At 28.7% G+C, this 25830-nt stretch carries 30 protein-coding genes; 28 read left to right on the top strand and 2 right to left on the bottom strand.

Features of this window, described 5'->3' with window-relative positions:
- The first annotated feature begins 24 nt into the window (after window positions 1-24).
- Genes CQA69_RS06635 through CQA69_RS06615 form a run of 5 tightly spaced genes read left to right on the top strand, consistent with a single transcriptional unit; the run spans window position 25 to window position 4641 of the window.
- Window positions 25-783 (top strand): NAD+ synthase, encoded by a 759-nt coding sequence (locus tag CQA69_RS06635; RefSeq protein WP_137621003.1) that lies wholly within the window; start codon window positions 25-27, stop codon window positions 781-783.
- Entirely contained in the window at window positions 776-1699 is a 924-nt protein-coding gene (locus CQA69_RS06630; protein ID WP_137621002.1) for a tetraacyldisaccharide 4'-kinase, read from the top strand. Before CQA69_RS06635 ends, CQA69_RS06630 begins: the two co-directional genes overlap by 8 nt.
- The gene (gene thrC / locus CQA69_RS06625) at window positions 1696-3105 is read left to right on the top strand and encodes a threonine synthase (RefSeq protein ID WP_137621001.1); all 1410 of its coding nucleotides are present in this window, start codon (window positions 1696-1698) and stop codon (window positions 3103-3105) included. Before CQA69_RS06630 ends, thrC begins: the two co-directional genes overlap by 4 nt.
- On the top strand, window positions 3102-3821 hold the full coding sequence (kdsB, locus tag CQA69_RS06620) for a 3-deoxy-manno-octulosonate cytidylyltransferase (protein ID WP_137621033.1): 720 nt from the start codon (window positions 3102-3104) through the stop codon (window positions 3819-3821). Before thrC ends, kdsB begins: the two co-directional genes overlap by 4 nt.
- Window positions 3822-3870: 49 nt before the next feature.
- A complete protein-coding gene (locus CQA69_RS06615) occupies window positions 3871-4641 on the top strand; it encodes a transporter substrate-binding domain-containing protein (protein WP_137621000.1) in 771 nt (256 codons plus the stop codon).
- 34 nt (window positions 4642-4675) lie between these two features.
- Here the strand turns inward: CQA69_RS06615 and fliP are convergent, their stop codons facing one another.
- On the bottom strand, window positions 4676-5395 hold the full coding sequence (gene fliP, locus CQA69_RS06610) for a flagellar type III secretion system pore protein FliP (RefSeq protein WP_407924075.1): 720 nt from the start codon (window positions 5393-5395) through the stop codon (window positions 4676-4678).
- 193 nt (window positions 5396-5588) lie between these two features.
- Between fliP and glmU the strand changes: the two genes are divergently transcribed.
- The 8 genes from glmU to CQA69_RS08985 all read left to right on the top strand — a co-directional run bounded on the left by glmU (window position 5589) and on the right by CQA69_RS08985 (window position 13324).
- On the top strand, window positions 5589-6878 hold the full coding sequence (gene glmU / locus CQA69_RS06605; protein ID WP_137620998.1) for a bifunctional UDP-N-acetylglucosamine diphosphorylase/glucosamine-1-phosphate N-acetyltransferase GlmU: 1290 nt from the start codon (window positions 5589-5591) through the stop codon (window positions 6876-6878).
- Complete coding sequence (gene coaBC / locus CQA69_RS06600; RefSeq protein ID WP_137620997.1) at window positions 6875-8029, top strand: bifunctional phosphopantothenoylcysteine decarboxylase/phosphopantothenate--cysteine ligase CoaBC; 1155 nt, start codon at window positions 6875-6877, stop codon at window positions 8027-8029. The genes glmU and coaBC overlap by 4 nt, the downstream gene beginning before the upstream one ends.
- Window positions 8026-8637: a hypothetical protein gene (locus CQA69_RS06595; RefSeq protein WP_137620996.1), complete on the top strand. Its 612-nt coding sequence runs from the start codon at window positions 8026-8028 to the stop codon at window positions 8635-8637. The genes coaBC and CQA69_RS06595 overlap by 4 nt, the downstream gene beginning before the upstream one ends.
- 2 nt (window positions 8638-8639) lie before the next feature.
- Window positions 8640-9308, top strand: coding sequence for a polyprenyl diphosphate synthase (uppS, locus tag CQA69_RS06590; protein WP_137620995.1), 669 nt, complete (start codon window positions 8640-8642; stop codon window positions 9306-9308).
- A gap of 7 nt (window positions 9309-9315) precedes the next feature.
- On the top strand, window positions 9316-10098 hold the full coding sequence (locus CQA69_RS06585) for a prepilin peptidase (RefSeq protein ID WP_407924074.1): 783 nt from the start codon (window positions 9316-9318) through the stop codon (window positions 10096-10098).
- Window positions 10095-11120, top strand: coding sequence for an LptF/LptG family permease (locus CQA69_RS06580; RefSeq protein ID WP_137620994.1), 1026 nt, complete (start codon window positions 10095-10097; stop codon window positions 11118-11120). Before CQA69_RS06585 ends, CQA69_RS06580 begins: the two co-directional genes overlap by 4 nt.
- On the top strand, window positions 11120-11842 hold the full coding sequence (gene truA, locus CQA69_RS06575) for a tRNA pseudouridine(38-40) synthase TruA (protein ID WP_137620993.1): 723 nt from the start codon (window positions 11120-11122) through the stop codon (window positions 11840-11842). The genes CQA69_RS06580 and truA overlap by 1 nt, the downstream gene beginning before the upstream one ends.
- Before the next feature lie 87 nt (window positions 11843-11929).
- Window positions 11930-13324 (top strand): Cj0814 family flagellar-dependent secreted protein, encoded by a 1395-nt coding sequence (locus CQA69_RS08985; protein ID WP_171000353.1) that lies wholly within the window; start codon window positions 11930-11932, stop codon window positions 13322-13324.
- A gap of 81 nt (window positions 13325-13405) precedes the next feature.
- Here CQA69_RS08985 and glnA read toward each other — a convergent pair whose 3' ends face one another.
- Window positions 13406-14836 (bottom strand): type I glutamate--ammonia ligase, encoded by a 1431-nt coding sequence (gene glnA, locus CQA69_RS06565; RefSeq protein ID WP_137620992.1) that lies wholly within the window; start codon window positions 14834-14836, stop codon window positions 13406-13408.
- Between the two features lie 172 nt (window positions 14837-15008).
- On the opposite strand from glnA, the gene CQA69_RS06560 reads away from it, so the two are divergent.
- From CQA69_RS06560 to rplS, 15 genes are all read left to right on the top strand, one after another.
- Window positions 15009-15719 carry a chemotaxis protein gene (locus tag CQA69_RS06560; RefSeq protein WP_137620991.1) on the top strand — a complete coding sequence of 237 codons (711 nt, stop codon included), beginning with the start codon at window positions 15009-15011 and terminating at the stop codon, window positions 15717-15719.
- Window positions 15716-16972 (top strand): peptidase U32 family protein, encoded by a 1257-nt coding sequence (locus tag CQA69_RS06555; protein WP_137620990.1) that lies wholly within the window; start codon window positions 15716-15718, stop codon window positions 16970-16972. The genes CQA69_RS06560 and CQA69_RS06555 overlap by 4 nt, the downstream gene beginning before the upstream one ends.
- Window positions 16969-17463 carry a 5-(carboxyamino)imidazole ribonucleotide mutase gene (gene purE / locus CQA69_RS06550; protein WP_137620989.1) on the top strand — a complete coding sequence of 165 codons (495 nt, stop codon included), beginning with the start codon at window positions 16969-16971 and terminating at the stop codon, window positions 17461-17463. Before CQA69_RS06555 ends, purE begins: the two co-directional genes overlap by 4 nt.
- A 9-nt stretch (window positions 17464-17472) precedes the next feature.
- Window positions 17473-18000 (top strand): DUF3972 domain-containing protein, encoded by a 528-nt coding sequence (locus CQA69_RS06545; protein WP_137620988.1) that lies wholly within the window; start codon window positions 17473-17475, stop codon window positions 17998-18000.
- A 1-nt stretch (window position 18001) separates the two neighbouring features.
- Window positions 18002-18862 carry a glycine--tRNA ligase subunit alpha gene (glyQ, locus tag CQA69_RS06540; protein ID WP_137620987.1) on the top strand — a complete coding sequence of 287 codons (861 nt, stop codon included), beginning with the start codon at window positions 18002-18004 and terminating at the stop codon, window positions 18860-18862.
- Window positions 18849-19574: a Nif3-like dinuclear metal center hexameric protein gene (locus CQA69_RS06535; RefSeq protein ID WP_137620986.1), complete on the top strand. Its 726-nt coding sequence runs from the start codon at window positions 18849-18851 to the stop codon at window positions 19572-19574. Before glyQ ends, CQA69_RS06535 begins: the two co-directional genes overlap by 14 nt.
- A 9-nt stretch (window positions 19575-19583) precedes the next feature.
- A complete protein-coding gene (locus CQA69_RS06530; RefSeq protein WP_137620985.1) occupies window positions 19584-20297 on the top strand; it encodes a zinc ribbon domain-containing protein in 714 nt (237 codons plus the stop codon).
- Window positions 20294-21451 carry a lipid IV(A) 3-deoxy-D-manno-octulosonic acid transferase gene (gene waaA, locus CQA69_RS06525; RefSeq protein WP_137620984.1) on the top strand — a complete coding sequence of 386 codons (1158 nt, stop codon included), beginning with the start codon at window positions 20294-20296 and terminating at the stop codon, window positions 21449-21451. The genes CQA69_RS06530 and waaA overlap by 4 nt, the downstream gene beginning before the upstream one ends.
- Entirely contained in the window at window positions 21432-22184 is a 753-nt protein-coding gene (locus tag CQA69_RS06520; RefSeq protein WP_137620983.1) for a pseudouridine synthase family protein, read from the top strand. Before waaA ends, CQA69_RS06520 begins: the two co-directional genes overlap by 20 nt.
- A 67-nt stretch (window positions 22185-22251) precedes the next feature.
- The gene (gene ffh, locus CQA69_RS06515) at window positions 22252-23589 is read left to right on the top strand and encodes a signal recognition particle protein (RefSeq protein ID WP_137620982.1); all 1338 of its coding nucleotides are present in this window, start codon (window positions 22252-22254) and stop codon (window positions 23587-23589) included.
- Between the two features lie 61 nt (window positions 23590-23650).
- Window positions 23651-23878, top strand: a complete 228-nt coding sequence (rpsP, locus tag CQA69_RS06510) for a 30S ribosomal protein S16 (RefSeq protein ID WP_137620981.1) — start codon at window positions 23651-23653, stop codon at window positions 23876-23878.
- A gap of 2 nt (window positions 23879-23880) precedes the next feature.
- Window positions 23881-24123, top strand: a complete 243-nt coding sequence (locus CQA69_RS06505; RefSeq protein ID WP_137620980.1) for a KH domain-containing protein — start codon at window positions 23881-23883, stop codon at window positions 24121-24123.
- The gene (rimM, locus tag CQA69_RS06500; protein WP_137620979.1) at window positions 24116-24652 is read left to right on the top strand and encodes a ribosome maturation factor RimM; all 537 of its coding nucleotides are present in this window, start codon (window positions 24116-24118) and stop codon (window positions 24650-24652) included. The genes CQA69_RS06505 and rimM overlap by 8 nt, the downstream gene beginning before the upstream one ends.
- Entirely contained in the window at window positions 24649-25353 is a 705-nt protein-coding gene (trmD, locus tag CQA69_RS06495) for a tRNA (guanosine(37)-N1)-methyltransferase TrmD (protein WP_137620978.1), read from the top strand. The genes rimM and trmD overlap by 4 nt, the downstream gene beginning before the upstream one ends.
- 10 nt (window positions 25354-25363) lie before the next feature.
- Window positions 25364-25720, top strand: a complete 357-nt coding sequence (gene rplS, locus CQA69_RS06490; protein WP_137620977.1) for a 50S ribosomal protein L19 — start codon at window positions 25364-25366, stop codon at window positions 25718-25720.
- Window positions 25721-25830 lie beyond the last annotated feature (110 nt).

Here is a 25830-nt window from a genome sequence, read left to right as displayed (position 1 = left end):
ACTGAATTATTTTAAAGGCAAGTGATGCAATGCGAGTTAATTTTTAAAAATTTATGCGCTTTTATTAAAGAACAAATTCAAAAAAATAAAAAAAATGGTGTTGTTTTAGGGCTTAGTGGAGGAATTGATTCTGCTTTAGTAGCGACACTTTGTAAAAAAGCTTTAAATGAAAATGTTTTTGCACTTTTAATGCCTACGCAATTTTCAAGCAAAGAACACTTAAATGATGCTTTAATGCTTTGTAATGATTTGAAAATAGAATATAAAATCATTTCAATTCAAAAAATACTTGATGCTTTTATAGAACAAAGTGAAGATATTGATAAAATTCGTATAGGAAATTATGCTGCGCGTATTAGAATGAGTTTGCTTTATGATTATTCTATGATGAAAAATTCTTTAGTGGTAGGGACCTCCAATAAAAGCGAGCTGCTTTTAGGCTATGGAACGATTTATGGAGATTTAGCTTGTGCTTTTAATCCTATAGGAGAGCTTTATAAAACACAAGTGTATAAACTAGCTAAATTTTTAAATTTGCATGAAAATTTTATCAAAAAAATTCCGAGTGCTGATCTTTGGGAAAATCAAAGCGATGAAAAAGATTTAGGTTTTACTTACGAGCAAATAGATGTAGGCTTGAAAGCGATAGAAAGAGATGATAGGCAAGTTATGGAGCAATTAGATAAAAAATTACTTGATATGTTAAAGTCAAGGATTGCTAACAATGCTTTTAAAAGATCTATGCCTAAAATTGCCAATTTGATGGATTTTAAGAGTGAGTGAAGATAAAAAATATAAACTTTGGCTAGATCGTTATTTTTTTAACCCTAGCTTTTTTCAAAAATGTTTAGCTTACACACTTTTGCCTTTGAGTATGCTTTATGCTTTAATTGCTATTTTAAATACCTGCTTTAGAAAAAAAATCAATTTTGAAAAGCCTGTTATTAGCGTAGGTAATTTAAGCTTTGGAGGAAATGGCAAAACTCCGCTTTGTAAAGCAATCGCAGGAGAATTTGAGAATGTTTTCATTGTGCTTAGGGGTTACAAAAGGAAAAGTAAAGGTTTGGTTGTTGTTAAGTGTAATGATGAAATTTTAGTTGATGTTTTACAAAGTGGTGATGAAGCGATGGAGTATGCTTTTGAAGAAAAAATTTCAGGTGTACTTGTAAGTGAAAATAGGGTAGAGGGAATAAAAAAAGCTTTTGATTTAGGCGCAAAGGTGGTTTTACTAGACGATGCTTTTTCTAAATTTCATATTCAAAAATTCGATATTTTACTAGAGAGTCAAGTAAAACCTTATTTTAATTTTACTTTACCTAGTGGGGTGTATCGTTTGCCAAAATTTTATAGCAAAAAAGCTGACTTTATAGCACTCGAAGGTAGGGATTTTATCCGCTATTCTTATACTAAGGAAAATCCTAAGGCTATATTAGTAACAGCCATTGCTAAACCTTTTAGGCTTTATGAACATTTTATAAAGGCTAGGGCTTGTTATTTTTTTAAAGATCATTATGAATTTAAAAAAGATGAGCTTGAAGATTTGCTTAAAAAACATAATTGTGATACTTTAATGCTTACTTTTAAGGATTATGTTAAAGTAAAAGATTTTGGCTTTAAGTGTCAAATTATAGAATTAAATATAGAATTAAAAGAAAATTTTAAAGAAAGATTACATCAGTATGTAAGGAGTTTTGATTGACTTTAGTTGAAAGTAGAAATATTAATAATAAAGCAGATTTTAAAGAAGCGTTGATCAATCCTAATGCGCCACAAGGAGGACTTTATTCGCCTTTAAATTTGCCTTATTTTGATGGGGAGAAATACAGCGAACTTTCTTATAATGATTTTGCTTTAAAATTGATAGAAAGCTTTGAATTTGGTTATGAAGAATTATTTAAAAAAGCTCTTCAAAGTTATGAAAAATTTGATCATCACTCTGCTATAGAATTAAAAAAAATAGATGATAAGATTTATATTAATGAGCTTTGGCACGGACCCACAAGAGCTTTTAAAGATATGGCTTTGCAACCTTTTGGAGTTCTTTTAAATGAATTTTCAAAGGATAAAAAAATTTTAATCATGTGCGCTACAAGTGGAGATACAGGTCCTGCTACACTTAAAAGCTTTGAGAATTTAGAGAATATTAGAGTTGCTTGTATGTATCCAAATGGAGGAACAAGTTCCTTGCAAGAACTTCAAATGAGAGCTTTAGATAAAGATAATTTAAAAGTTTTAGCCATTGAAGGAAATTTTGATGATACGCAACGTATTTTAAAAAATCTACTTTCAAAAGAAGAATTTAGAAAAAATTTAAAAATACAAGATTATGAACTTTGTGCTGCAAATTCTGTCAATTTTGGACGCATTTTATTTCAAATAATCTATCATTATTATGCAAGTTTAAAATTATGGAATGAATTTAAAGAAAAAGTTGAAATTATAGTTCCTAGTGGAAATTTCGGAAATGCTTTAGGAGCCTATTATGCAAAAAAAATGGGTGCTAAAATTGCAAAAATAAAAATCGCATCCAATGCAAATAATATTTTAAGCGAATTTTTCAATGAAGGCGTTTATGATCTACGCGATAAAATTCTTAAAAAGACTATATCTCCAGCTATGGATATACTGATTTCTTCTAATATAGAAAGATTACTTTTTGATAAATTTGGAGATTTAAGAACAAATGAATTAATGAATTTACTTAAAAATCAAAATTATTTTACCCTTAATCAAAAAGAATTGCAAAGTTTACAAGAAGATTTTGAAGCTGATTTTTGTGAAGATAATGAATGTATGAGATTTATAAAAGAAAGTAAAACCTTAATCGATCCACACACCGCAACTTGTTTTAAAATGCTAGATATTTCAAAACCAAGCATTATCACTTCAACTGCTGAATGGACAAAATTTACCCCAAGTATGATTAAGGCAATTTTTGAAAGAGATTGTATTGATGAGAAAGAAGACTTTAGACTTTTGGCCAAGAAATTTAATCTAGAAATAAAAGAAGAAATTTCTAAACTTTTTGATTTAAATTTAAAAGATAAAAGAGTTTGTAAAAGCGAAGAAGTTGAAAATGAAATTTTAGAATGGATGAAAAAATGATTATTATACCTACAAGATTAAACTCAAGTCGTTTTCCTAAAAAAATTCTTTGTGATATAGGTGGCGTTCCTATGTTTATAGCAACTGCTAAGCAAGTTCAAAGCGTCGATGAAGTTTGCATAGCGGTTGATGATGAAGAAATTTTAGAGCTTGCTACAAAGTATCATTTTAAAGCAGTTTTAACGAGTAAAGAACATGAAAGCGGTACAGATAGAATCAATGAAGCTTGTCAAAAACTTGCTTTAAGAAATGATGAAATTATCATTAATGTGCAAGCGGACGAGCCTTTTATAGAAAGTAAAAATTTGCTTTTATTTAAAGAATTTGCACATTCTTGCTTAGATAAAGAAGCTTTTATGGTAAGCTGCTATAAAAGTATAGATAAAAAACAAGCCGATGATCCTAATTTGGTTAAAGTAGTTTGTGATAAAGATAATTTTGCCTTATATTTTTCAAGATCAAAAATTCCTTATGAAAGAGAAGATTATCAAGATGATTTTAAAGGGCATTTAGGAATTTATGCTTATAGTGTAAAAGCTTTAAGAGAGTTTTGTACTTTAAAAAATTCTATGCTTGAAAGGACTGAAAAGCTAGAACAATTAAGAGCGATTGAAAATGGAAAGAAAATCAAAATGCTTGAAATTGTGACTAATAGTATGGGTATAGATACTAAAGAAGACTATGAAAGAGCTTTGAAATTTTATAAAAATTTTTAAAATTTTATGTATTTTAATACATATTTAAATTTTAATTTAAGGAGTAATAATGAAAAAAATTTTTTATTTTTTAATGGTATTTTTTGCTTTAAACTTAGCAGCAAAAGATCTAGTAGTAGGTATGGAACTTGGTTATCCACCTTTTGAAATGAATGATAAGAGCGGTAAAGCCTCTGGTATTAGTGTGGATTTTTTAGAAAAATTTGCTAAAGAAAATGGTTATAATCTTGTGGTAAAAAATATTGCTTGGGATGGTCTAATACCTGCTCTTAAAACAGGAAAAATAGATCTTATTATATCTTCTATGACGATTACTGATGATCGTAAAAAGGTTGTGGATTTTAGCATCCCTTATGCACAGGCTAATTTGGCAATTTTAACTCCTATTAACTCAAAGATTAAAAGTATAAAAGATTTGGATAAAAAAGGAGAAATTTTAGCTTTAAAACGTGGTTCTACTGGTCATTTATATGCAAATAAAAATCTTAAAAATGCCACTATACATCTTTTTGATAAAGAAAATGCGGCAATTTTGGAGGTGATACAGGGAAAAGCCGATGGATTTTTTTATGATCAGCTTACGATTTATCGTACTTGGCAAAAACATCAAGATGCAACAAGAGCTATTTTAGCACCTTTTCAGGAAAATCCAGAATTTTGGGGTATAGCCGTAAAAAAGGGCAATATAGAACTTAAAAAACAACTTGATGATTTTATAGGTAAAAGCAAAAAAGATGGATTTTTTGATTTTCTTGGAGAAAAATACTTAAAAGATGTTAAAGACACTTTTAAAAAGAATCATTTACAATTTTTCTTTTAAATATTTTCAAAAAAAAGGTCTAAAAAGGCCTTTTTTAAGTCACAAAACTTTCTACTAATCTTTGAACTAATAAATTCCAACCATCTACAAGAACAAAAATTAAAAGTTTAAAAGGCAAAGAAATCATTACAGGCGGAAGCATCATCATACCCATAGCCATCAAAACAGAGCTTACAACCATATCGATAACTAAGAAAGGTAGATAAATTAAAAAGCCTATCTCAAAAGCAGTTTTTAGTTCGGAAATCATAAATGCTGGAACTAAAACCGTTAGAGGGACATCATCTATTGTTTTAGGATTTGGTAAATGACGAATACGATAAAATAAAGCTAAATCTTTTTCTCGCGTATTTTTAAGCATAAAGTCTTTAAAAGGCTTAACTCCTTTAGCAAAGGCTTCTTCATAGCCAATTTTTTCGGCCAAATAAGGCTTTATACCTTCATTGTAAGATTTGGTTGCCACAGGCTCCATAATAAAAAAAGTTAAAATAAGTGCTAAAGTAACCAAAATAGTATTTGGAGGCATACTTTGAGTTCCCATAGCTTGACGCAAAAATGAAAATACCACAATAAGACGTAAAAATGAAGTCATTACAAAAACGATACTTGGGGCGAGCGCAAGAATGGTTAAAACGACAACTATGTTGAGGGTTGTAACAAGCTGATTAGGCGTATTTGGAGCACCAAGGCTTAAATTAACCGTCGGAATTGTTGCTTCAGGAGCTGCAAAAAGAGTATTAAAACAGGCACTCATTATCAATAAAAAAAATATTTTTTTCAAAACCAAACCTTAAGCAATTAATTTTAATAAAAATGCATTTTATTTTAACTTTTGATGACTAAAAAAAAGTTTAACTTTTATCCAAAATATCTAAACTTTGGACGAATTTTAACTTTAAAATGATAAAATAAATTAAAATTTATTTATAAAATAAGGCTTTAAAATCATGAAAACTTCCATTTTGATATTAGCAGCAGGGCTTGGTACAAGGATGAAATCGCAAAAACCAAAAGTTTTACAAGAACTTTGCCAAAAAAGCATGATTTTACATATTTTAGAAAAAGCCTATGAATTAAGTGATGATGTGAGTGTGGTTTTGTCTCATCAAAAAGAGCTTGTTGAAAAAGAAATTCTCTCTTTTTTTCCAAAAACAAAAATTTTAGAACAGGATTTGCAAAATTACCCTGGAACTGCAGGTGCTTTAAAAAATTTCAAATCAAGCAAAGAAAAAGTTTTAATTCTTTGCGGGGATATGCCTTTAGTTGAAAGTGAAAGCTTAAAGCAATTATTGCAAAATGATGCTGATTTGAGCTTAGCGGTGTTTCGCGCTAAGGATGCAAAAACTTATGGGCGAGTTTTGATAGAAAATGATAGAGTGGAAAAAATCATAGAATTTAAAGATGCCAACGAAAAAGAAAGATTAATTAATATTTGCAATGCCGGAGTTTATGCGATCAAATCAAAACTTTTATCAGAAATATTGCCTTTAATTGATAATAATAATGCCGCCAAAGAATACTATCTAACCGATATGATAGCTTTAGCCAAAGATAAAAATAAAATCATTAAAGCTATCTATGTAGATGAAAATGAATTTATGGGTATTAATGATAAATTTGAGTTAAGCATAGCTGAAAATTTAATGCAAGAAAAAATCAAAAAGCATTGGATGAAACAAGGAGTGATTTTTCATTCGCCTCATAGCACTTTTATAGGATTGGATGTTAAATTTGTAGGAGAATGTGAAGTTTATGAAAATGTGAGAATTGAAGGAAAAAGCAAGATTGTTAATTCTGTCATCAAAAGTTCTAGCGTAATTGAAAATTCTATCGTTGAAAATAGCGATGTAGGACCTTTAGCACATTTGCGTCCAAATTGTGAAATAAAAAATACCCATATAGGTAATTTTGTAGAATGCAAAAATGCAAAATTAAACACCGTAAAAGCAGGGCACTTAAGCTATCTAGGCGATTGTGAAATCGATAGTGGTACCAATATAGGCTGTGGGACTATCACTTGCAATTATGATGGGATTAAAAAACATAAAACTATTATTGGAAAAAATGTTTTTGTGGGATCAGACACACAATTTATTGCTCCAGTAAATATAGAAAATGATGTTATTATTGCGGCTGGAAGTTCGGTTGATTGTAATGTTTCTAGTGGTTCTTTGTTTATCAATAGAGCTAATAGAAAAGTGGTTAAAGATTATTTTTATAAAAAATTTAAAAAATGAAAACTATACTTTTAGCAGTTAGCGGTAGCATAGCTTTTTATAAAGCTTATGAACTTATTTCTTTATTTAAAAAAGAAAAGATTAGAGTTAAAGTCTTACTTAGCCAAGGGCTTTTAAAATTTGCAAATAAATTAAGTTTTGAAGCTTTGGCAGATGAAATTTTATGTGAAGAAAATGAAAGTTGGGAAAATAAAAAAAATCATATAGATTTTAGCAAAGATTGCGATCTTGTTCTTTTTGCACCCGCGAGTGTCAATTCGATCAATAAATTAGCCCTTGGTATAGCGGATAATCTTTTTATCCAAACCTTAATCGCTTGCACCAAACCTTTAATCATAGCTCCAGCGGCTAATACAAAGATGTATCATCATTTTAGCACACAAAATTCTTTAAAATTACTTCAAAAAAATAAAGCCTTAATCATCCCTCCAATTTCTAAAGTTTTAGCTTGCAAGGATGAAGGAATAGGGGCTTTAGCAGAAGTTGAGGATATATTTAATATCACCAAAAGAGAGCTTTTTAAAAAGAAATTTTGGCTTGATAAAAGCGTGGTGATCAGCGGTGGGGGCACAAGAGAAAAAATAGATGATGTGCGTTGTATAAGTAATTTTTCAAGCGGAAAAATGGCAAAATCAATCGCTGATGCCTTTTATTTTTTAGGAGCTAAGGTTATATTTTTAAGTTCTGTAGATTTTAAAACCCCTTATGAAATTTACAAATTTGAAGATTCAAAAGATTTAAAGGCGTTATTGCAAAGATTTTGTGAAAGTGATTTTTTGATTATGGCGGCAGCTGTGAGCGATTTTATCCCGCAATCTCAAAAAGGGAAAATCAAGAAAAATCAATTTTTAAAAGGCTTAGATCTTCACTTAAAACTTAATGAAGATTTGCTAAAAAATATCAATTTTAAAGGCAAAAAAATAGGCTTTAAAATGGAATTTGATGCAAAAAATGCCATAGAAAACGCTAAAAAATCTTTAGCAGAAAAAAACTTAAATTTGGTATGCTTAAATATCCTAAATGAAAAAAATACTTTTGGAAGCGATCAAAACGAATTTCATTTTATAAGTAAAGACGCTTGTGAAAAAAGCGGTTTAAAAGATAAAAAAGATTTGGCTTTTGATTTGATTGATTGGTGTGAAAGATTATGATTAATGCTACCTTACCTATTCAAATGAAAGTATTAGGAAAAACAGGATATGGGCATTATACTTTGCTTTTAAATCATAAAAAAATCCAAACTAAGAGTATGATTGAATTAGAAATTGGAGCAGAATATTTAGCAGAAATTTACAAAGAAAAAAGTGGCGCGATACAATTTAAGCACTTGTCTAAAAGACCTGTTTTTACACCTTTTGAAGAAGGTTTGCCTTTGATGGTAGCGATTTTGGAAAATAAGGTTAATTATAAAGAATATATTATTTCAAATCTTATAGAATGTAAAAATAGAGAAAAGTATCAAATTTTAAAAGAAATGCTTTTTGCAAGTTTTGAAAATATTTACCATATTCCTTTTATTTTTGAAAACAAAGCTTGTTTATTTCAAATGAAGAAAAAAGCTAAATTTTTAGAAATTTATCTTTATTTTAGTGTTTTTGGAGCTTTAAGAATTTTAATCGATCAAAATGGAGTTTCCATTTTTACTCCTTTTTTAAAGGTGCAAAAATTTTTAAATGAGCATTTAAATTTTAATGTTATGCAGGATACTAAGTTTGAACCTTTATTTACATTTAAAAAATTATTTGATTTTAAAGGGTAATAATGAATGATTTAAAACATCTTGCAATTGTAATGGATGGTAATAGACGGTGGGCTAAGGCTAAAGGTTTTTTAGCAAAATTAGGTTATTCTCAAGGTGTTAAAACTATGCAAAAAATGATGGAGGTATGCGTTGAAGAAGGAATTTCTAATTTGAGCTTATTTGCTTTTAGTACTGAAAATTGGAATAGACCTAAAGATGAAATTGATTTTATTTTTGAGCTTTTAGATCGTTGTTTGGATGAAGCATTGGAAAAATTTGAAAAAAACAATGTTCGTTTAAGGGCAATTGGAGATTTGACAAGGCTTAGTGAACCTTTAAAGGATAAGATTAAATTAGTAGAAGAAAAAACTAAACATTGTAATTTGCTTTGTGTTAATTTAGCAATTAGCTATGGTGCTAAAGATGAAATTGTTCGCGCTACGCGTCGCGTTATAGAAAAAGGTTTGGAAATCAATGAAAAAAATATCAGTGAAAATTTAGATCTTCCTTTAGATGTGGATTTGATGCTTCGTGTAGGCAATGCAAAGAGACTTTCGAATTTTTTACTTTGGCAATGCGCTTATGCTGAAATTTATTTCAGTGAAACTTTATTTCCTGGGCTTACAAAAAGGGAATTTAAAAAAATCATAAAAGAATACAGAAAAAGAGAGAGAACATTTGGAAGGTGAAATTTTAATTCAAGGTTATATTTTAAAATTTGCTTTTTTGACTATTTTAGGATTAAGCTTAGGTTCGTTTTGTATGTGTTTTATTGATCGTTTTTATAAAAATTATCCAATTTTTAGCGCAAGGTCTTATTGTTTTTCTTGTTATAAGAAGCTTGAAATTTTAGATCTTATACCTTTTTTTTCATATATATTTTTAAAAGCTAGGTGTAGGTTTTGTAAAGAAAAAATTCCTATTCGTGTATTTTTAAGTGAAATTTTAGGTGCGATTTTTGTTTTTATTGCTTATTTTTTCAGTAAAAATTTATTAGAATTTCTAGTTTTAACATTTTATTTATTTGTTTTTTTGGCACTTTCTTATATAGATATTAAATTTAAAGCTGTTCCGCAATTGTTACTTTGGTTTTTATTTTTTCTGGCTTTAATTTTAAAGTTGGATATAAATGAATTTGTTCATTTTCTTATTTTTGAAGACTTTAAGAGCGGCTTTTTAGTGCAAGCATTTTCTTTTGCAGGTTTTTTGTTTTTACTTAAAAGTTTTACAGCCTATATAAAGAATTTTAGATCAAAAGGCATACAAGAAAATCTAGGAGATGCGGATATAATCGTGTGTGCAAGTATAGCTCGAATTTTCGGATTTAAAGAGAGTTTTATGATTATTTTTTGTTCTGCTTTGTTGGCTTTACCTTTTTTTATTTATAACAAAAAAAATGAACTCCCATTTTTGCCTTTTATAAATACTGCTTTTATAGGATATTTAGTTTTTTTAATTTTTAATCAGGAATTAAAATGAAACTCGTTTCAAAATATATTTTAAATCAGTTTTTAAGCACTAATCTTTCTATTTTTTTTGTGCTTTTTAGTATAGTTTCTATGGTATTTTTTATCCAATTAGCTAAATTAACTTCAAGTATAGAAATAGGTTTTTTAGACTTGTTGGAACTTTATTGTTTTATGTTGCCTAGAATTTTAATTTTTACTTTGCCAATATCCTTTTTTATAGCTCTCACTTTAACTTTATTTAGACTTTCTAGAGAAAATGAAAGTATAGTTCTTTTTACGCTTGGATTTTCTCCAAAAATTTTAGCTGCATTGTTTTTAAAAATTGCTAGTTTGGTTAGCATCTTGATGTTATTTACGTCTTTAGTTATGATACCTTTGGTGCTTGAACTTCAAGATAATTTTATTGACTATAAAAAAACACAGGTAAAATTTAATTATAAAACAGGAGAGTTTGGACAAAAATTCTTAGACTGGATGATCTTTATAGAGAAGCAAGAAAATAATAAATATGAAAATATCATTATGTATCATCCAAAAAAATCTGTTAGCGATAAAGAACAACTTATTATCGCCAAAGAAGCTACAGCCCAAAGAGAAGCTACAGGTTTTGCTTTCAATCTTATAAATGGAAAGATGTATAATTTTGATAATACTAAAATGATATTTACTGGAGAATTTGAAAATCTTATTTTAAACACACAGTTTAATAATAGTAATTTGAAAGTAAAAAAATTTTATGAATATTGGTTTGATATCAACTCAAATACAAAACGTGCTAAAGAATTTGTAATCTACACAGCAATAGCACTTTTTCCATTAGCAAGTACTCTTTTTGCACTTTCTTTTGGTATTGTGACTTATCGTTATGAAAAAGGTTTTGTTTATATTGGAATGTTTGGAGTAATTGCTGTATATTTTGGACTTTTAAGCTTATTTTATAAACCACCTTTATTAGCGTGTTTTAGTATTTTTATAGTGAGTTTTATTGCATCAATGATTTGTTTTAAAAAAATGATTTTAAGTCGCTATTAATGAAATTAAAACTCGTTTTTTCCTATGATGGATCAGCGTTTTTAGGCTCAGCTACCCAACCGCATCAAAGAAGTGTTCAAGATACTTTACAAAAAGCCTTGGCCCATCTTGGAATTTTTTCTAAGATTTTAATGGCTTCAAGAACTGATAAAGGAGTTCATGCAACTTTTGCCGTTGCTTGTGTTGAATGTGGTGAATATTTTCAAGATTTAAATTATCTTAAAAAACAGCTTAACAAATTTGCACACCCTTATATACATATTAAATATTTAAAATTTATGCCATTTGATTTTGAAGTAAGATATGATGTTAAAAGTAGAGAATATCGTTATATTTTTCATCATGGAAAATTTAATCCTTTTTTGTCGCGATATGTTTATTTTTATCCACAAATAGATATTAAAAAAGCTAACGAAATCTTAAAATACTTTATAGGTGAATATGATTTTAAATATTTTTGTAAAAGTGGTGGAGATTCGAAAACTACTATTAGAAAAATGCTTAAATCTTACGCTTATGCTTATAAAAATATGACAATTTTTCATTTTAAAGCTAATGGTTTTTTAAGAGGACAAATAAGATTAAGTATAGCGTCTATTTTAAAAGTTTTAGAAAATAAAATGAGTATAGAAGAATTAAAAGATCAGCTTGGAGCTAAAAAACAATATAACCATATTTTAGTTCCGCCTAATGGTTTATATCTTAGTAGAATTTGCTATTGAACATATAAACTTCTTGTTATTATCTACCGATATACAGGGTAGAAATGGTAAATATTATCTACTACACTAATCAAAAGGCAGTAAAAAATGATAAATAGTATAAATTCTTACTCAAATTATAATTACTATACAAATACTTTAAATTCTAAAAAGAATTCTAAAACAAATGATTTAGTAGATAATAATAAAGAAATAAATAACAATATAAATTCAAACAATAACATAAATTCAAATAATATCTCAAACAATACTTCTTTAAAACAAATTAAACAAACAAATTCAAATTTAGTAAGTGATAAATCACAAGCTATAGATAAAATACTAGGTTATGGTGTAGATGAAGATGGTTTTTTTACAAGTGATTTCAATGAAGCTGCAGGAATACCTAAAGATTATAAGATTTATGCTAAAGGAGTTCAAAATTTAGCTGATTATATTACAAAATCCGATCATAAATTTTTTGATAATGTCAATATAGCTAAAACCATAGGAAATGCTTATAAAGTTTTTTCACAACTTATTGATGATCCAAAAGGAAATTTTACAACTGAAGATATAAATAAAATTCCTTTAGGATTTGATTTCAATAAAAAAACATTACAAATAACAAATATTTATCACACCAAAGAAGAATTTGAAAACGCCTTAAAGACTGACAATCTTCCAATTTATGAAAACCCTATAGAACACTCTTTAAGTTTTCCAAGTTGGCAAGATAGTGATCCAAATGGTTATATTAAAAAAAATGATAATATATTTGCTTCAAGTAATTTAAAGACAGATATAGGAGAAAATTTTTATAAAAATCATGATGGCACTATAAGCAAGGGTGGTGTATTAATGACATTTTTATCAGGTATGATGGGACAAAACTCTCTTATAGAGGGAGAAACAACTATAGCAGGAAAACTCAATGGTTATGATAAAAATATGAGCATAGAAGAGGTGCGAGATTTAAATAGCTTTGCTAACAACCTTAATATCAGTAATTCTACTCTTGTATTAAATGATCCTAGTTCAATTAATGAATTATTTAAGAAATTATTGGATTATGAAAGTTTAACATATAAATATACAAATATAGAAGATTTTAAACAAGCTGTCCAAGAATGGGTAAAAAATAATACTAAAAACCAAAATAATAATATCTCAAGTATAATTACAGAACAAAATATCCAAGATCAAAAAACACAAAATGACAATACTCAAAAACCCTTCAAACCCATCCAAGCAGAAAGCAAAAATAAAGAAACTTATAAAGATGATAATATAAGAAATGAACTCATAAAAAAACTTCTTGAAAATAAATTTGATTTAGCAAAAGAATTAGAAATTCTTTTTAATGTAAAAATAGATAATGACAATACAAATAACAATTCTAAGAGCAATAACAATAATTCTAATGATAACAATTCCAACTCTAATCACCTTAGTAAATTAAGTTCTAAAACTAAACATAGAAGTGTAGATGTTAAGGCTTAATTTTGTAAGTTTTACGTAGTAAAAATTAAGCATTTAAATTCATAGGAGTATTTTTAACTCCTATTATTTTTTTAATAAATCTTAGCAGGAATAACAAGTTTTAAACTCATAAGCGGTAGGTCGTGCTTCAACAGGCCATACTTGAGTTTCGAATTTTAAATGTTGATAATCATCTATAAAAAGATCGCTCATCACAGGTTTTAGATAGGTATTGTTGCGAATGAGTGCTTCTAGACTCCCTCTTAAAGTATGGGGTAGCTGCTCGATGCCTTTTTCACGAATTTCATCTAAGGTTAAATCAAATAAATTTTCATCCATTGGTCCAACCGGAATGGTTTTGTTTTTTATTCCATCAAGGCCTGCCATTAATAAACTTACAAAAGCAAGATAAGGATTAGCGGTGCTATCAGGAAAGCGGATTTCTATGCGAGCAGAATTTTTACCAATACCATAAGGTATGCGACAACTTGCACTCCTGTTTTGACAAGAATAGGTTAAAATACAAGGAGCTTCGAAACCCGGAACTATCCTTTTATAAGAGTTTGAGCTAGGATTTGTAAAAGCAGCGACACTTCTTGCATTTTTTAAAATACCTCCTATATAATTTATAGCAGTTTGACTTAAATGGCTATATCCTTCTTTATCATAAAATAAATTCACTCCATCTTTCCATAAACTCATATGTACGTGCATTCCGCTCCCATTATCTCCATAAAGCGGCTTTGGCATGAATGTTGCAGTTTTTCCATTTAGGTGAGCGATCATTTTGATAACGTATTTATAAATTTGAACATTATCAGCGGCTTCTACAAGCGTATCATACTTTACTCCAATTTCTACTTGACCTTGTGCAACTTCGTGATGATGGACAAAAGTTTTAATTCCAACTTTTTCAAGAGTTTGAATCATTTCGGCTCTAATATCCACCGAAGAATCTACAGGTTGAACAGGAAAATATCCTCCTTTTTTTCGAGGACGATGACCCGTATTGTAACTATCTACAAATTCTCTATCATCATTCCATTCGCCTTCTTCGGTATCTACTTCATATTTTGAACAGTGGGTTGCATCTACTATTTTTACACTATCAAATATAAAAAATTCATTTTCTGGTCCAAAATAAGCTGTGTCGGCTATACCACTATCTTTAAGATATTGTATTGTTTTTTTTGCAATACTTCTTGGACATTTTTCATACATTTGTTCTTTGTAAATATCATATACATCACAAAAAACTATAATTGTTGGATCCGCTGTAAAAGGATCTAAAAATGCACTTTGTGCATCAGGCTTTAAAATCATATCTGATTTTTCAATCGGTTGCCATCCTTGCAAAGAACTGCCATCAAATGGAATTCCTGTATCAAACGTTTCTTTGCTAATTGAATGTATATTGTAGGTAATATGATGCCAAGTTCCTATCATATCTGTAAAACGAAAATCTACAAAAATCACTTCATTTTGTTTGCAAAAATTAAAAAATTCATCTATATTGCTAACAAATTTACCCATTTTCATCTCCTTATTTAAGTAATAATTTTATAAAATTTTATCATATCATAATTAAAAAATAGTATCAGTTGGTTTTATTGTAAAACATAAAAGTTTATTATTTTAATTTTAGATAAATTTTATTATAATTCTACCACTATGAAATATTTTTTGAAAATAGAGAAGGAAAGAGATGACCCAAGAAGAACTTGATGCTTTGATGGATAGTGATGATATAGACTCTAGTAATTTAGAATTAGAAGTTGGAAATGAATCTGATTTACAAAGTAATGAAGCACAAAAAGAAGAAGTGCAGCAATTAGAAGATGCCAAAGTATCTGGATATAGACCAAATCCTGATGTTGCATGGCCACCACCACCACCGAGTCAAGAACATAAAGTAGTCCATCAATTAGATGATGTAACAAGAGATAGTGAGCAAAAAGCTACTGAAATGATGGAAAAACTTGAAAATATTAATAATTTTTTTGCTGATTCTGAAGGTTTGCTTAGTGAGATTGGTAAAATTTTAGATAAAAATATTGAAATATTTTCTAGATTAAATGAGAAGTTTCCTAATGTCGAGAGTTTTAAAGAAGCTTTAGAATTAAACAGAAATGTTAAAAAAACAAGTGATGAAATTGCTGAAAAATTACAAAGTGGCCAAGATGAAGTTATGTTGGCTATGGATTCAATGCAATACCAAGATATCCATCGTCAAAAAATAGAACGCGTAATCAATGTAATGCGTGCATTGAGCCACTATATGAATTCTTTATTTGAAGGTAAAATCGACGATAGTAAGCGAGTTGGTTCCGCAGTTCATATAGAAGGTGATAGCACAGCAGATGTTGTAAGTAATGATGATATAGAAGCATTGATAGCAAATTTAGGTAAAAAATGATTATTCCGGAGATCGTAGCTCCTGCTGGGAATTTTACAAAACTAAAAATAGCCCTAGCTTACGGAGCTGATGCGATTTATGCCGGGGTAAATAATTTTTCTTTGCGTTCTCGCACTGCAAAAGAATTTAACTACGAAACTTTCGAAGAGGCTGTAAAATACACACATGATAAAGATAAAAAAATTTATGTTACCTTAAATGGTTTTCATTTAAGTGGTCAAGTTGAGGGTCTTAAGCGACATATTTTAAAACTTCGTGATATGAAGCCAGATGCCTTTATTATTGCTTCGGTTGGAGCTATGAAGTTAGCAAGCGAATTAGCACCCGAAATTCCTTTGCACATATCTACGCAGGCTAATGTTTTAAATTATCTTGATGCACAAGTTTATAAAAATATGGGAGCTAAACGCATTGTAATTGCAAGAGAGTTAGGGCTTAAAGATGCTAAAATTTTAAAAGAAAACTGTGATATAGAACTTGAAGCTTTTGTGCATGGTTCTATGTGTTTTGCTTATTCTGGGCGTTGCTTGATTAGTTCTGTTCAAAGCGGAAGAATGAGTAATAGAGGATCTTGCGCTAATGATTGTCGGTTTAATTACGAACTTTATGCTAAAAACCCTGAAAATAATACACTTTTTAGGCTTGAAGAAGATGAAAACGGAACCCATATTTTTAATTCCAAAGATCTTAACTTATGTTCTTATATAGAAAAAATTATGCAAGAAAATTGTATCAGTGCATTTAAAATAGAAGGACGTACTAAAAGCGAATATTATGTTGCACTAACTACAAGAACTTATAAAATGGCAGTCAATGATGTTTTAGAAGGGAAATTTGATTCTAATAAATATGAAAAAGAAATTTATACTCTTAAAAATCGAGGCTTTACAGATGGTTATTTGGTATCACGTCCTTTAGAAAAAATAGATACTCAAAATCATTATTCTAGTATAGAAGAAGGGACGCATCAAGTTCATGCTATTGTTGAAGATGGAGAGCATTTTAAGTGCAAGGGTAAAATTGTTTTAGATACGCCTTATGAAATTTTAACCCCATTAGGTGAAAAAATAGAAAGTTGTGACAATGAAATTGGTAAAATTTATAAAAAACAAGATAAATATTTTATAGAATTTAAAAAATTAACTACAAAAAACAATAAAGAATTAACAGAAATTCACAGTGGAAATGAAAATAAGGTTAAAATGCCGATTAAAATTAGTGCTTTTAGTTTTCTAAGAAAGGAAGTTTTATGAAATTTATTTCAATTTTAATGGGGAGTAAGAGCGATTATGAAATAATGAAAGAATGCGCAAAAGTATTTGAAAATTTTGAAGTAAAATATGAGCTTATAATCACTTCAGCACATCGTAGCCCAAAACGCACTAGAGAATATATTAAAAAAGCAGAAGAAAAGGGTGCTCAAGTTTTTATAGCAGCTGCAGGTATGGCAGCACATTTGGCAGGAGCGGTTGCCGCTTATACAACTAAGCCAGTTTTAGGAGTTCCTATGCCAGGAAGTAATTTAGCAAGTATGGATTCTCTTTTTTCAACCGTGCAAATGCCAAGTGGAATTCCTGTTGCAACTTTAGCCATAGGCAAAGCTGGAGCTCAAAATGCTGCTTATTTAGCTATGCAAATTCTTGCTTTAAATGATGATAAATTGGCTCATTCTTTAAAAAAAGATAGGGAAATAAAAGAAGAGAAATTGATAGTTGATTCTAATAGCGTGGAAGTTTTATTATAAAGGATAAAAATGCAAACATATTTGGAACTTGAGGAGTTTTGTAAACTTGTTCACTTAAATGAAGATGTTGTTAGGGGTATGATGGCAAATGGTGCTTTAAATTTTAAAGAAGAAGATGGAAAAATTTATATAGAGGCCAATCAGGGTACTTTCAGTGTCGTTCCAACCTCTTCTAATTCTCAATCTGCTATGGTTAATTCTATGACTTTAGCTGGAGAGAGTTTTGTAGAAAAAACTATAGGCACAATTTTAAATTTGCATGAAAAAGTTTTAGATGCAAAAGATGAAACCTTAGAAGCTTTAAAAAATGAGAATAAATTTTTAAAAGACGCTCTTTATTCTATGCAAGAGCTTTATGATGAAGATAGAAAAACAATAGATACTTTAAATAACGAATTAAAGCACGCAAGAGAAGAGATTGAATTTTTAAAACGCAAATATAAACTTATGTGGAATAAAACTGCTGAAATCTTTGGAGCAAAAGGTGAGCCTGATTTAGAGATGAAAAAAGATCAAGATAATACAAAAGAAGGCTAAAATGAATTTTTCTCAAATGATATTAAGATTACAAGAATTTTGGCAAGAGCAAGGTTGTGCTATTATGCAACCTTATGATATGCCCGCAGGTGCTGGAACTTTTCATCCTGCTACTTTTTTAAGGAGTCTTGGAAAGCAGCCTTGGGCTGTAGCTTATGTTGCACCTTCTCGCCGCCCAACAGATGGAAGATATGGAGAAAATCCAAATCGTTTAGGAGCTTATTATCAATTTCAAGTTTTGATTAAACCTAGTCCAGAAAATATACAAGAACTTTATCTTAGAAGTTTAGAAAATTTAGGTTTTGATTTAAAAAATCATGATATACGTTTTGTAGAAGATAACTGGGAAAGTCCAAGTTTAGGAGCTTGGGGGCTTGGTTGGGAAGTTTGGCTTGATGGCATGGAGGTAACTCAATTTACTTATTTTCAGCAAGTTGGTGGTATATCAGTAGATTTAGTAAGTGCAGAGATTACTTATGGACTTGAAAGAATAGCTATGTATCTTCAAAATATTGATAATGTTTATGATATAGTTTGGAGTGAATTTCAGGGACGAAAAATAACTTATGGTGATATCCATAAGCAAAATGAATATGAATTTAGTAAATATAATTTTGAAATAAGTAGTGTTGACTTTTTAAATCAACAATTTGAAAATGCTTATAAGGAATGTAAAAATATCTTAGATCAAGAATTAGCATTACCTGCTTATGATTATTGTATGCTTGCTGCACATACTTTTAATCTTCTTGATGCAAGAGGTGCTATTTCTGTAGCACAAAGACAAGATTATATGTTAAAAATTCGCGAACTTTCCAAAAATTGTGCTCAAGTGTACAAAAAGACAAATGAAACTGATTGAAATTTATAATTTTTTAGATCGATTAAGCCCCTTTGATAGTCAAGAGAACTGGGATAATAGCGGTCTTTTGCTTGGAAATAATCAAGATGAGATTAATACTGTATATTTAAGTTTAGATATAGATGAAAATTTAATAGAACAAGCTGAAAATAATTCTTTATTTATTACTCATCATCCTTTGATTTTTAAAGGTTTGAAAGATTTAGCAAATTTAAATTATCCTAGAGCATTTATAAAAAAAATGATTGAAAAAAATATAGCATTAATTTCTATGCATACTAATTTTGATTTAAGCCATTTAAATTCTTATTTTGTTGAAGAAATTTTAAATTTTAAAATAGCTTTAAAAGATGAATTTTTGATTTATATTGACAAGCAGATTGATTTTTTTGATTTATGCAAGTACTTAAAAGAAAAATTAAATTTATCTGTTTTAAAGTTTAGCCATTGTGGAAAAGAAAAAATTAATCGAATTGCTGTTTGCACTGGAAGCGGTGGAGATTTAATTTCTAAAGTTGATGCGGATTGTTTTTTGAGCGGTGATTTTAAATATCATCAAGCTATGGAAGCAATAAGTAATGATTTAAGCTTGATAGATTTAGGGCATTTTGAAAGCGAACGTTATTTTTCACAATGTTTAGCAAAAGACTTGAAAAATTTGCCACTAAAGGTTATAATATCAGTTTCAAAAAATCCATTTCAATATTTTTAAGGAATTTATATGAATAAATATCTCGAACAATTAGTGCTTTTATCAAAAATAGATCAAGAGATTGATAGTTTTGAACCAAAAATAGAGAGTATAAGTAAAAATTTAAAAGATGCTGAAAATAAAATAAGCAAGTTAAATATTCAGTTAAATGATCTAGATTCTGATATTAAAGATATAGAAAATCAAAAAATTCAAAATAATGCACATATTGCTGAATTTTCCGCTAAGATTAAGGAGCTTAGCAAAAAAAGTGGAGCGGTTAAAACTGAAAAAGAAGCAAATGCTTTAAAAATTGAAGAAGATATCGCCAAAGAACAGCTTGATGCAGCTAATGACGAGATAATTCGCTTGGATAAAATTTTAGAAAATAAAGAAAATTTCAAAAAAGAACTTTTAGAAGAGAAAACAAAGGAAGAAAAAAATATAGACGAGATTAAAAAAAATGTTAATTCTCAGATAGAAATTTTAGAAAAAGAAAGAATGGATATATACAATAAAAAAACTAAACTTGTTGCAGATATAAATCAAAAGGTTTTGAGTTTTTATGAAAAAGTTAGAAAATGGGCTAAAAATACAGCTGTAGTTGCAGTTAAAAAACAAGCATGCTATGGTTGTTTTATGAAAATTTATGATAAAACTTACTTAGCTGTAATAAAGGGTGAAGAAATTGTAACTTGTCCACATTGTGGTAGAATTTTATATAAAGAACAAGATAAGAGTTGATTTTTTTTTATTATATTTTAATATGGATGGTTTTTTTAATTTGCGCCATTCCTATTTTTGTACTTTCGTTTTTTAAGCAAAAATATAAAAATAGCCTAAAAGCTCGTTTTTTTTTGTTTCGAAATATATGTCAGAAAAAATCTGATGTGCATTTTCATGTTTGTTCTTATGGAGAAGCAAAAAGTATTAAGCAACTTGCCTTAAATTTTGACTCAAGAATCACCACTATAACTCAAACCGGTTTTGAGTGTGCTAAAGAATTTTGCAATAAGGTAAATTATCTTGCTTTTGAAAATTGGATACCATTTTGGTTGAAACCTTCAAAGGTTTTAGTTATTTTTGAAGCAGAATATTGGTTAATGCTCATTTTTACAGCAAAATTTCAAAAAAGTAAAATCATTTTGCTTAATGCTAGAATTTCAGATAAGTCGTATAAAAATTATCAAAAATTTAGTTTTTTTTATAGAAAAATTTTTTCTTATATAGACGAAATTTTTGCTCAAAGCGACATAGATAAATCTAGACTGGAAAAATTGGGTGCCAAAAATATTAAAATTATAAAAAATATTAAAGCAAATTTAGAAATTGTACCGAATGAACAGTATTTTAAACCTAAAGAAAAGTTAATTATTTTTGCAAGCACTCACGCAGGTGAAGAAGAATTATTGCTTGATTATTTTAACTTAAGAGCAAATGAAAAACTTATTATTGCGCCAAGACATCCTGAACGTTTTTTAGAGGTTGAAAATTTACTTAAAAATAGAGGTTTAGAATTTGATAAATTTAGTTTTTTAAATACTCAAAATAAGAAATTTGATAAAAATATTTTATTGCTTGATGCCTTAGGTGAGCTTGTAAATTTTTATGCTATTTCTGATGTAGTTGTACTTGGAGGATCTTTTTTGAAAGATATAGGGGGTCATAATCCTATAGAAGTGGCTTCTTTTGAAAATGTTTTAATATCTGGAATTTATATACATAATCAAAAGGTTCTATTTGGCGAAGTTGAAAATGTTTATTTTTGTGAAAAATTAAAAGAATTAGATGATAAGATCCATCATAGCAGTATAAAAGCAAAAATAAAAAAAAGCAATGATTTATCGATTGTATTGCAAGCAATAGAGAAAGGAATTGATGCAGGAAAAAGCATATAAAATTTTAGCTTTACAAGAAAACATTTCTAATCGTGAAGCAAAGGATTTGATAGACAAGGGTTGCGTTTTTGCAAGCGGAAGAAAAGTAACCATTGCAAGAGCTTTAATGAATCATAAAACAAAATTTAATATTTTAAAGATAGTAGAACCTAAAGTGATTTTTGAAGATGATAAAATTATTGCTATAAATAAGCCCTATGCATATATTAGCGAAGATCTTGAAAAAAAATTTTGTGCGAAATTGCTTAATCGTATCGATAAAGAAACTAGCGGAGTTGTTTTGCTTTGTAAAGATGAAAATTTTAGAAAACTTTGCATTGATGAGTTTAAAAAACAAAGAGTTTATAAAAGTTATTTAGCAATTTTAGATGGAATTTTAGCAGAAGAAGTTGAAGTTAATGAGCCAATTTTAACCATAAAAACTCACAAAGGTGCTTTGAGTAAAATTTCTAGAGAAGGCTTAAATGCATCTAGTATATTTATACCTATTATGGTACAAGCTAAGAAAACTTTAGCAAAGGTGATTATTAAAACAGGCAGAACTCATCAAATTAGAGTTCATGCTAAATTTATTAAGCACGCAATTATAGGAGATGAGAAGTATGCAAAGATTTCTAGTAATAGAATGTATTTGCATAGTTATGAGATACAAATTTTTGATTATAAATTTAAAGCAGAATTAGAAAATAATTTTTCACAATTTGGTTTTGAATTAAAAAGTTTGGATTTTTAAAGGCTTTTAAGAAAAAATTTTATATAATACAAGCTTTGATTAATATTTAGAATAGAAAGGTGATTAAGTGTTTGAATTAATTGGTGAATCTTTTAAGTCAGCGATTAATAAATTGCGTTTTATTGATGACGAAAAAGCACTGAAAAACGCTTTAGAAACCTTAAAAAAATCTCTTCTTAAAGCAGATGTACATCATAAAGTAGTTAAAGATTTGCTCATTTTTGTTGAAGAAGATGTTAAAAAAAATGGTATAGGGCAAAAACAATTTTTAAATGCTATTAAAATTAATTTAGAGCGTATTCTTAATGTTGATGGGAAGAATCAAGGTTTTGTTTTTGCTTCAAAACCTCCAACAATCGTTTTGATGACAGGTTTACAAGGTGGTGGTAAAACTACTTCTACAATTAAACTTGCAAACTATTTAAAACTCCGTAATAAAAAAGTTTTAGTTGCCGCTTGTGATTTACAACGTTTAGCAGCGGTAGAGCAACTTAAGCAGCTTTGCAGTGCAAATGAGATTGAACTTTTTTATATTGAAAATGAAAAAAATCCTATAGAAGTAGCTAAAAAAGCTTTGGAAAAAGCTAAAAATTCTATAGTAGATGTTTTGCTAGTTGATACAGCAGGTCGTTTAGCTATTGATGAAATTTTAATGGATGAATTAAAAAAAATAAAAGAAGTTTTAAATCCTAATGAAATATTTTATGTTGCAGATGCGATGAGTGGTCAAGATGGAGTTAAAACAGCAGCGAGTTTTAATCAAGCTTTAGGCATCAGCGGTGTGATTTTATCCAAATTTGACGCAGATACCAAAGGCGGTATTGCTTTGGGTATAGCTAAACAAATAGGAATCCCTTTGAGATTTATAGGGGTTGGTGAAAAAATACCAGATTTGGAAATTTTTATACCCGATAGAATCGTAAGCCGTATTATGGGCGAGGGTGATTTAGCAACTTTAGCTGAAAAAACTGCTACTATAATCGATGAAAAAGAGGCCAAAAAACTTAATCAAAAAATTAAAAAGGGTGAATTTAATTTTAATGACTTTTTAAATCAAATGGAAAGTATTAAAAAGCTTGGCAATATGAAATCTCTTATTGGTATGATACCTGGACTTTCTAATATGGCTTCTGGAATAAAAGATCTTGATCTTGATAATTCAAAAGAAATTTTACACATTAAGGCAATGATTTCTTCTATGACTCAAAAAGAACGAGAAAATCCAGATTTGCTCAATAATGCTAGAAAATGTCGCATAGCAAAAGGTGCTGGTTTGTCTCAAATGGAGGTCAATCGTTTTTTAAAACAATTTAGCAATGCAGCGAAACTTGCTAAAAGATTTTCGGGAAAAAAAGGCATGGATAGCTTAATGCAAATGATGAATCAATCTAGAAGACAGTTTTGAAATTTTATTTATAAATATTTTGTAATATTTATAAATAAAATTTTATTTTTAAGGAGAAATAATGACAGTAATTAGACTTACAAGAATGGGAAGAACAAAAAGGCCATTTTATCGTATAGTAGTAACTGATAGTAGAAAACGCCGTGATGGTGGCTGGATAGAAAGTATAGGATATTATAATCCTATGGTTGAACCTGAAGTGATTAAGTTTGATTCTGAACGTTTAGCTTACTGGAAAAGCGTAGGTGCTAAGTTAAGCGATAAAGTTGCTTCAATTACTAGTAAATAATTATGGTTGAGAATTTTTTAAAAGAATATGCTAAGCTTATAGTAGATTATCCGAATAAAATTTCAACTGAAAGAATTGAGCTTGGCGAGAATTTTGCTGAAATTATACTTTATGTTGATAAAGCCGATACAGGAAAACTCATTGGTAAAAATGGAAAAATGATCAATGCGATTAAGACTTTTGTATCTGCTTTTAAGAGTAAAGATGCAACAAGTTATCGTGTAACGGTTAAAGCGCTTGAGTGAAAACGATTTTGTTCAAGTTGCAAAGCTTGGAAAAACTATCGGCCTTAAGGGCTATATAAAACTTCATAATCTTAGCGATTTTGCATCTCAATTTAAAAAGGGCTCTTCTTTTTTTATTAAGAAGGGTCAGAAAAAAATAACAATAAAATTTTATAATCCTTCAAATTCTTCTGTATTATTTGAAAACTATGAGGATATTGAAAAAGCAAAAGATCTTGTCAATACGATCTTATATCAAAGCATTGAAACTACGCGAAAAACCTGCAAATTAAAAAAAGATGAATTTTTTTATTTTGATATTTTAAAATGCCAAGTATTTTATAAGGAACAAAATTTAGGAAGGGTAATCGATATTTTAGAGGTCGGAAGTTCATTTTTATTTGAAATTCAAACAAGCGAAATTTTTGTTGATCTTTATGCTAAAACATTTTTTATTCCTTATATGGACAAATTTATAACTGATATAGATATAGGAAAAAAAAGCATTTTTTGCACCCAAGATGCTTTTTCAATTTTGGAAAATTCATGAAATTTAGTTTCGTTTCTTTATTCCCTAATCTACTTGAATTTTATTTTCAAGATTCTATTTTGGCAAAAGCAAGAAGAAAAAATCTTTTTGAAATAGAGTTTTATAATCCAAGAGATTATACTATAAATTCTTACCATAAAGTAGATGATTATAAAATAGGCGGTGGAGCCGGACTTTTGATGCAAATTGAGCCATTATACAACACTTTAAATTTTATAAAACAAAATGAAAAAAAATCGCATTTTGTTTTTTTAACCCCAAGTGCAAAGCTTTTTCAGCAAAAAGATGCAAAAAGATTGAGCAAAAAAGAACATATCGTTTTTGTATGTGGCAGATATGAAGGTATTGATGAAAGAGTGATAGAAATTTTTGCCAATGAAGTTTTTAGCATAGGAGACTTTGTTTTAACTGGAGGTGAACTTCCAGCTTTGGTATTGTGTGATGCAATTTTAAGGAATGTAAGTGGAGTTTTAGGCAATGCAGATAGCTTAGAAGAGGAAAGCTTTGAAGATAATTTATTAGAAGCTCCATCTTTTGCAAAACCTTTTGTTTTTGAAAATAAATTTAAACATTTTTATACTCCTTCAGAGTTTTTAAAGGGTAATCACGCTAAAATTACAGCTTTAAAAACTACTTTAGCGTTTTGTAAAACTAAATTTTTTCGTCCAGATTTATTTTTAGAATATAAACGCAAAAAATAAGGAATTTTTTATGAAAAATAAATATATAGAACAATTTGAAGCTAAACAAATCGAAGGTAAAAATATTCCGGATTTTCGTGCAGGCGATACTTTAAAACTTGCTATTCGTATTAAAGAAGGAGATAAAACAAGGATTCAAAATTTTGAAGGAGTTTGTATTGCTAGAAGAGGTAATGGAGTTGATGAAACCTTTATAGTTCGCAAAATTGGCGCTAATAATGTAGGTGTTGAAAGAATTTTTCCAATTTATAGTGAAAGCTTAGAAAATATAAGTGTATTAAGAAAAGGTCGCGTTCGTCGTGCAAGATTATTTTATCTTAGAGATAGACGCGGTAAAGCAGCTCGTATTAAAGAACTTAAAAAATAATATTTACAGCGATTGTATCGTTGTAAATATTTAATATTACCCATCTAAAAAATATCTTTTTAAATAATTTTTATCATTTGATTATATTTGTTAAGAATATTTTATTATAA

Origin of the sequence: Campylobacter estrildidarum (assembly GCF_005406205.1) — a bacterium.
GTDB lineage: Bacteria > Campylobacterota > Campylobacteria > Campylobacterales > Campylobacteraceae > Campylobacter_D > Campylobacter_D estrildidarum.
This window is presented reverse-complemented; position numbering and strand designations above follow the sequence as displayed.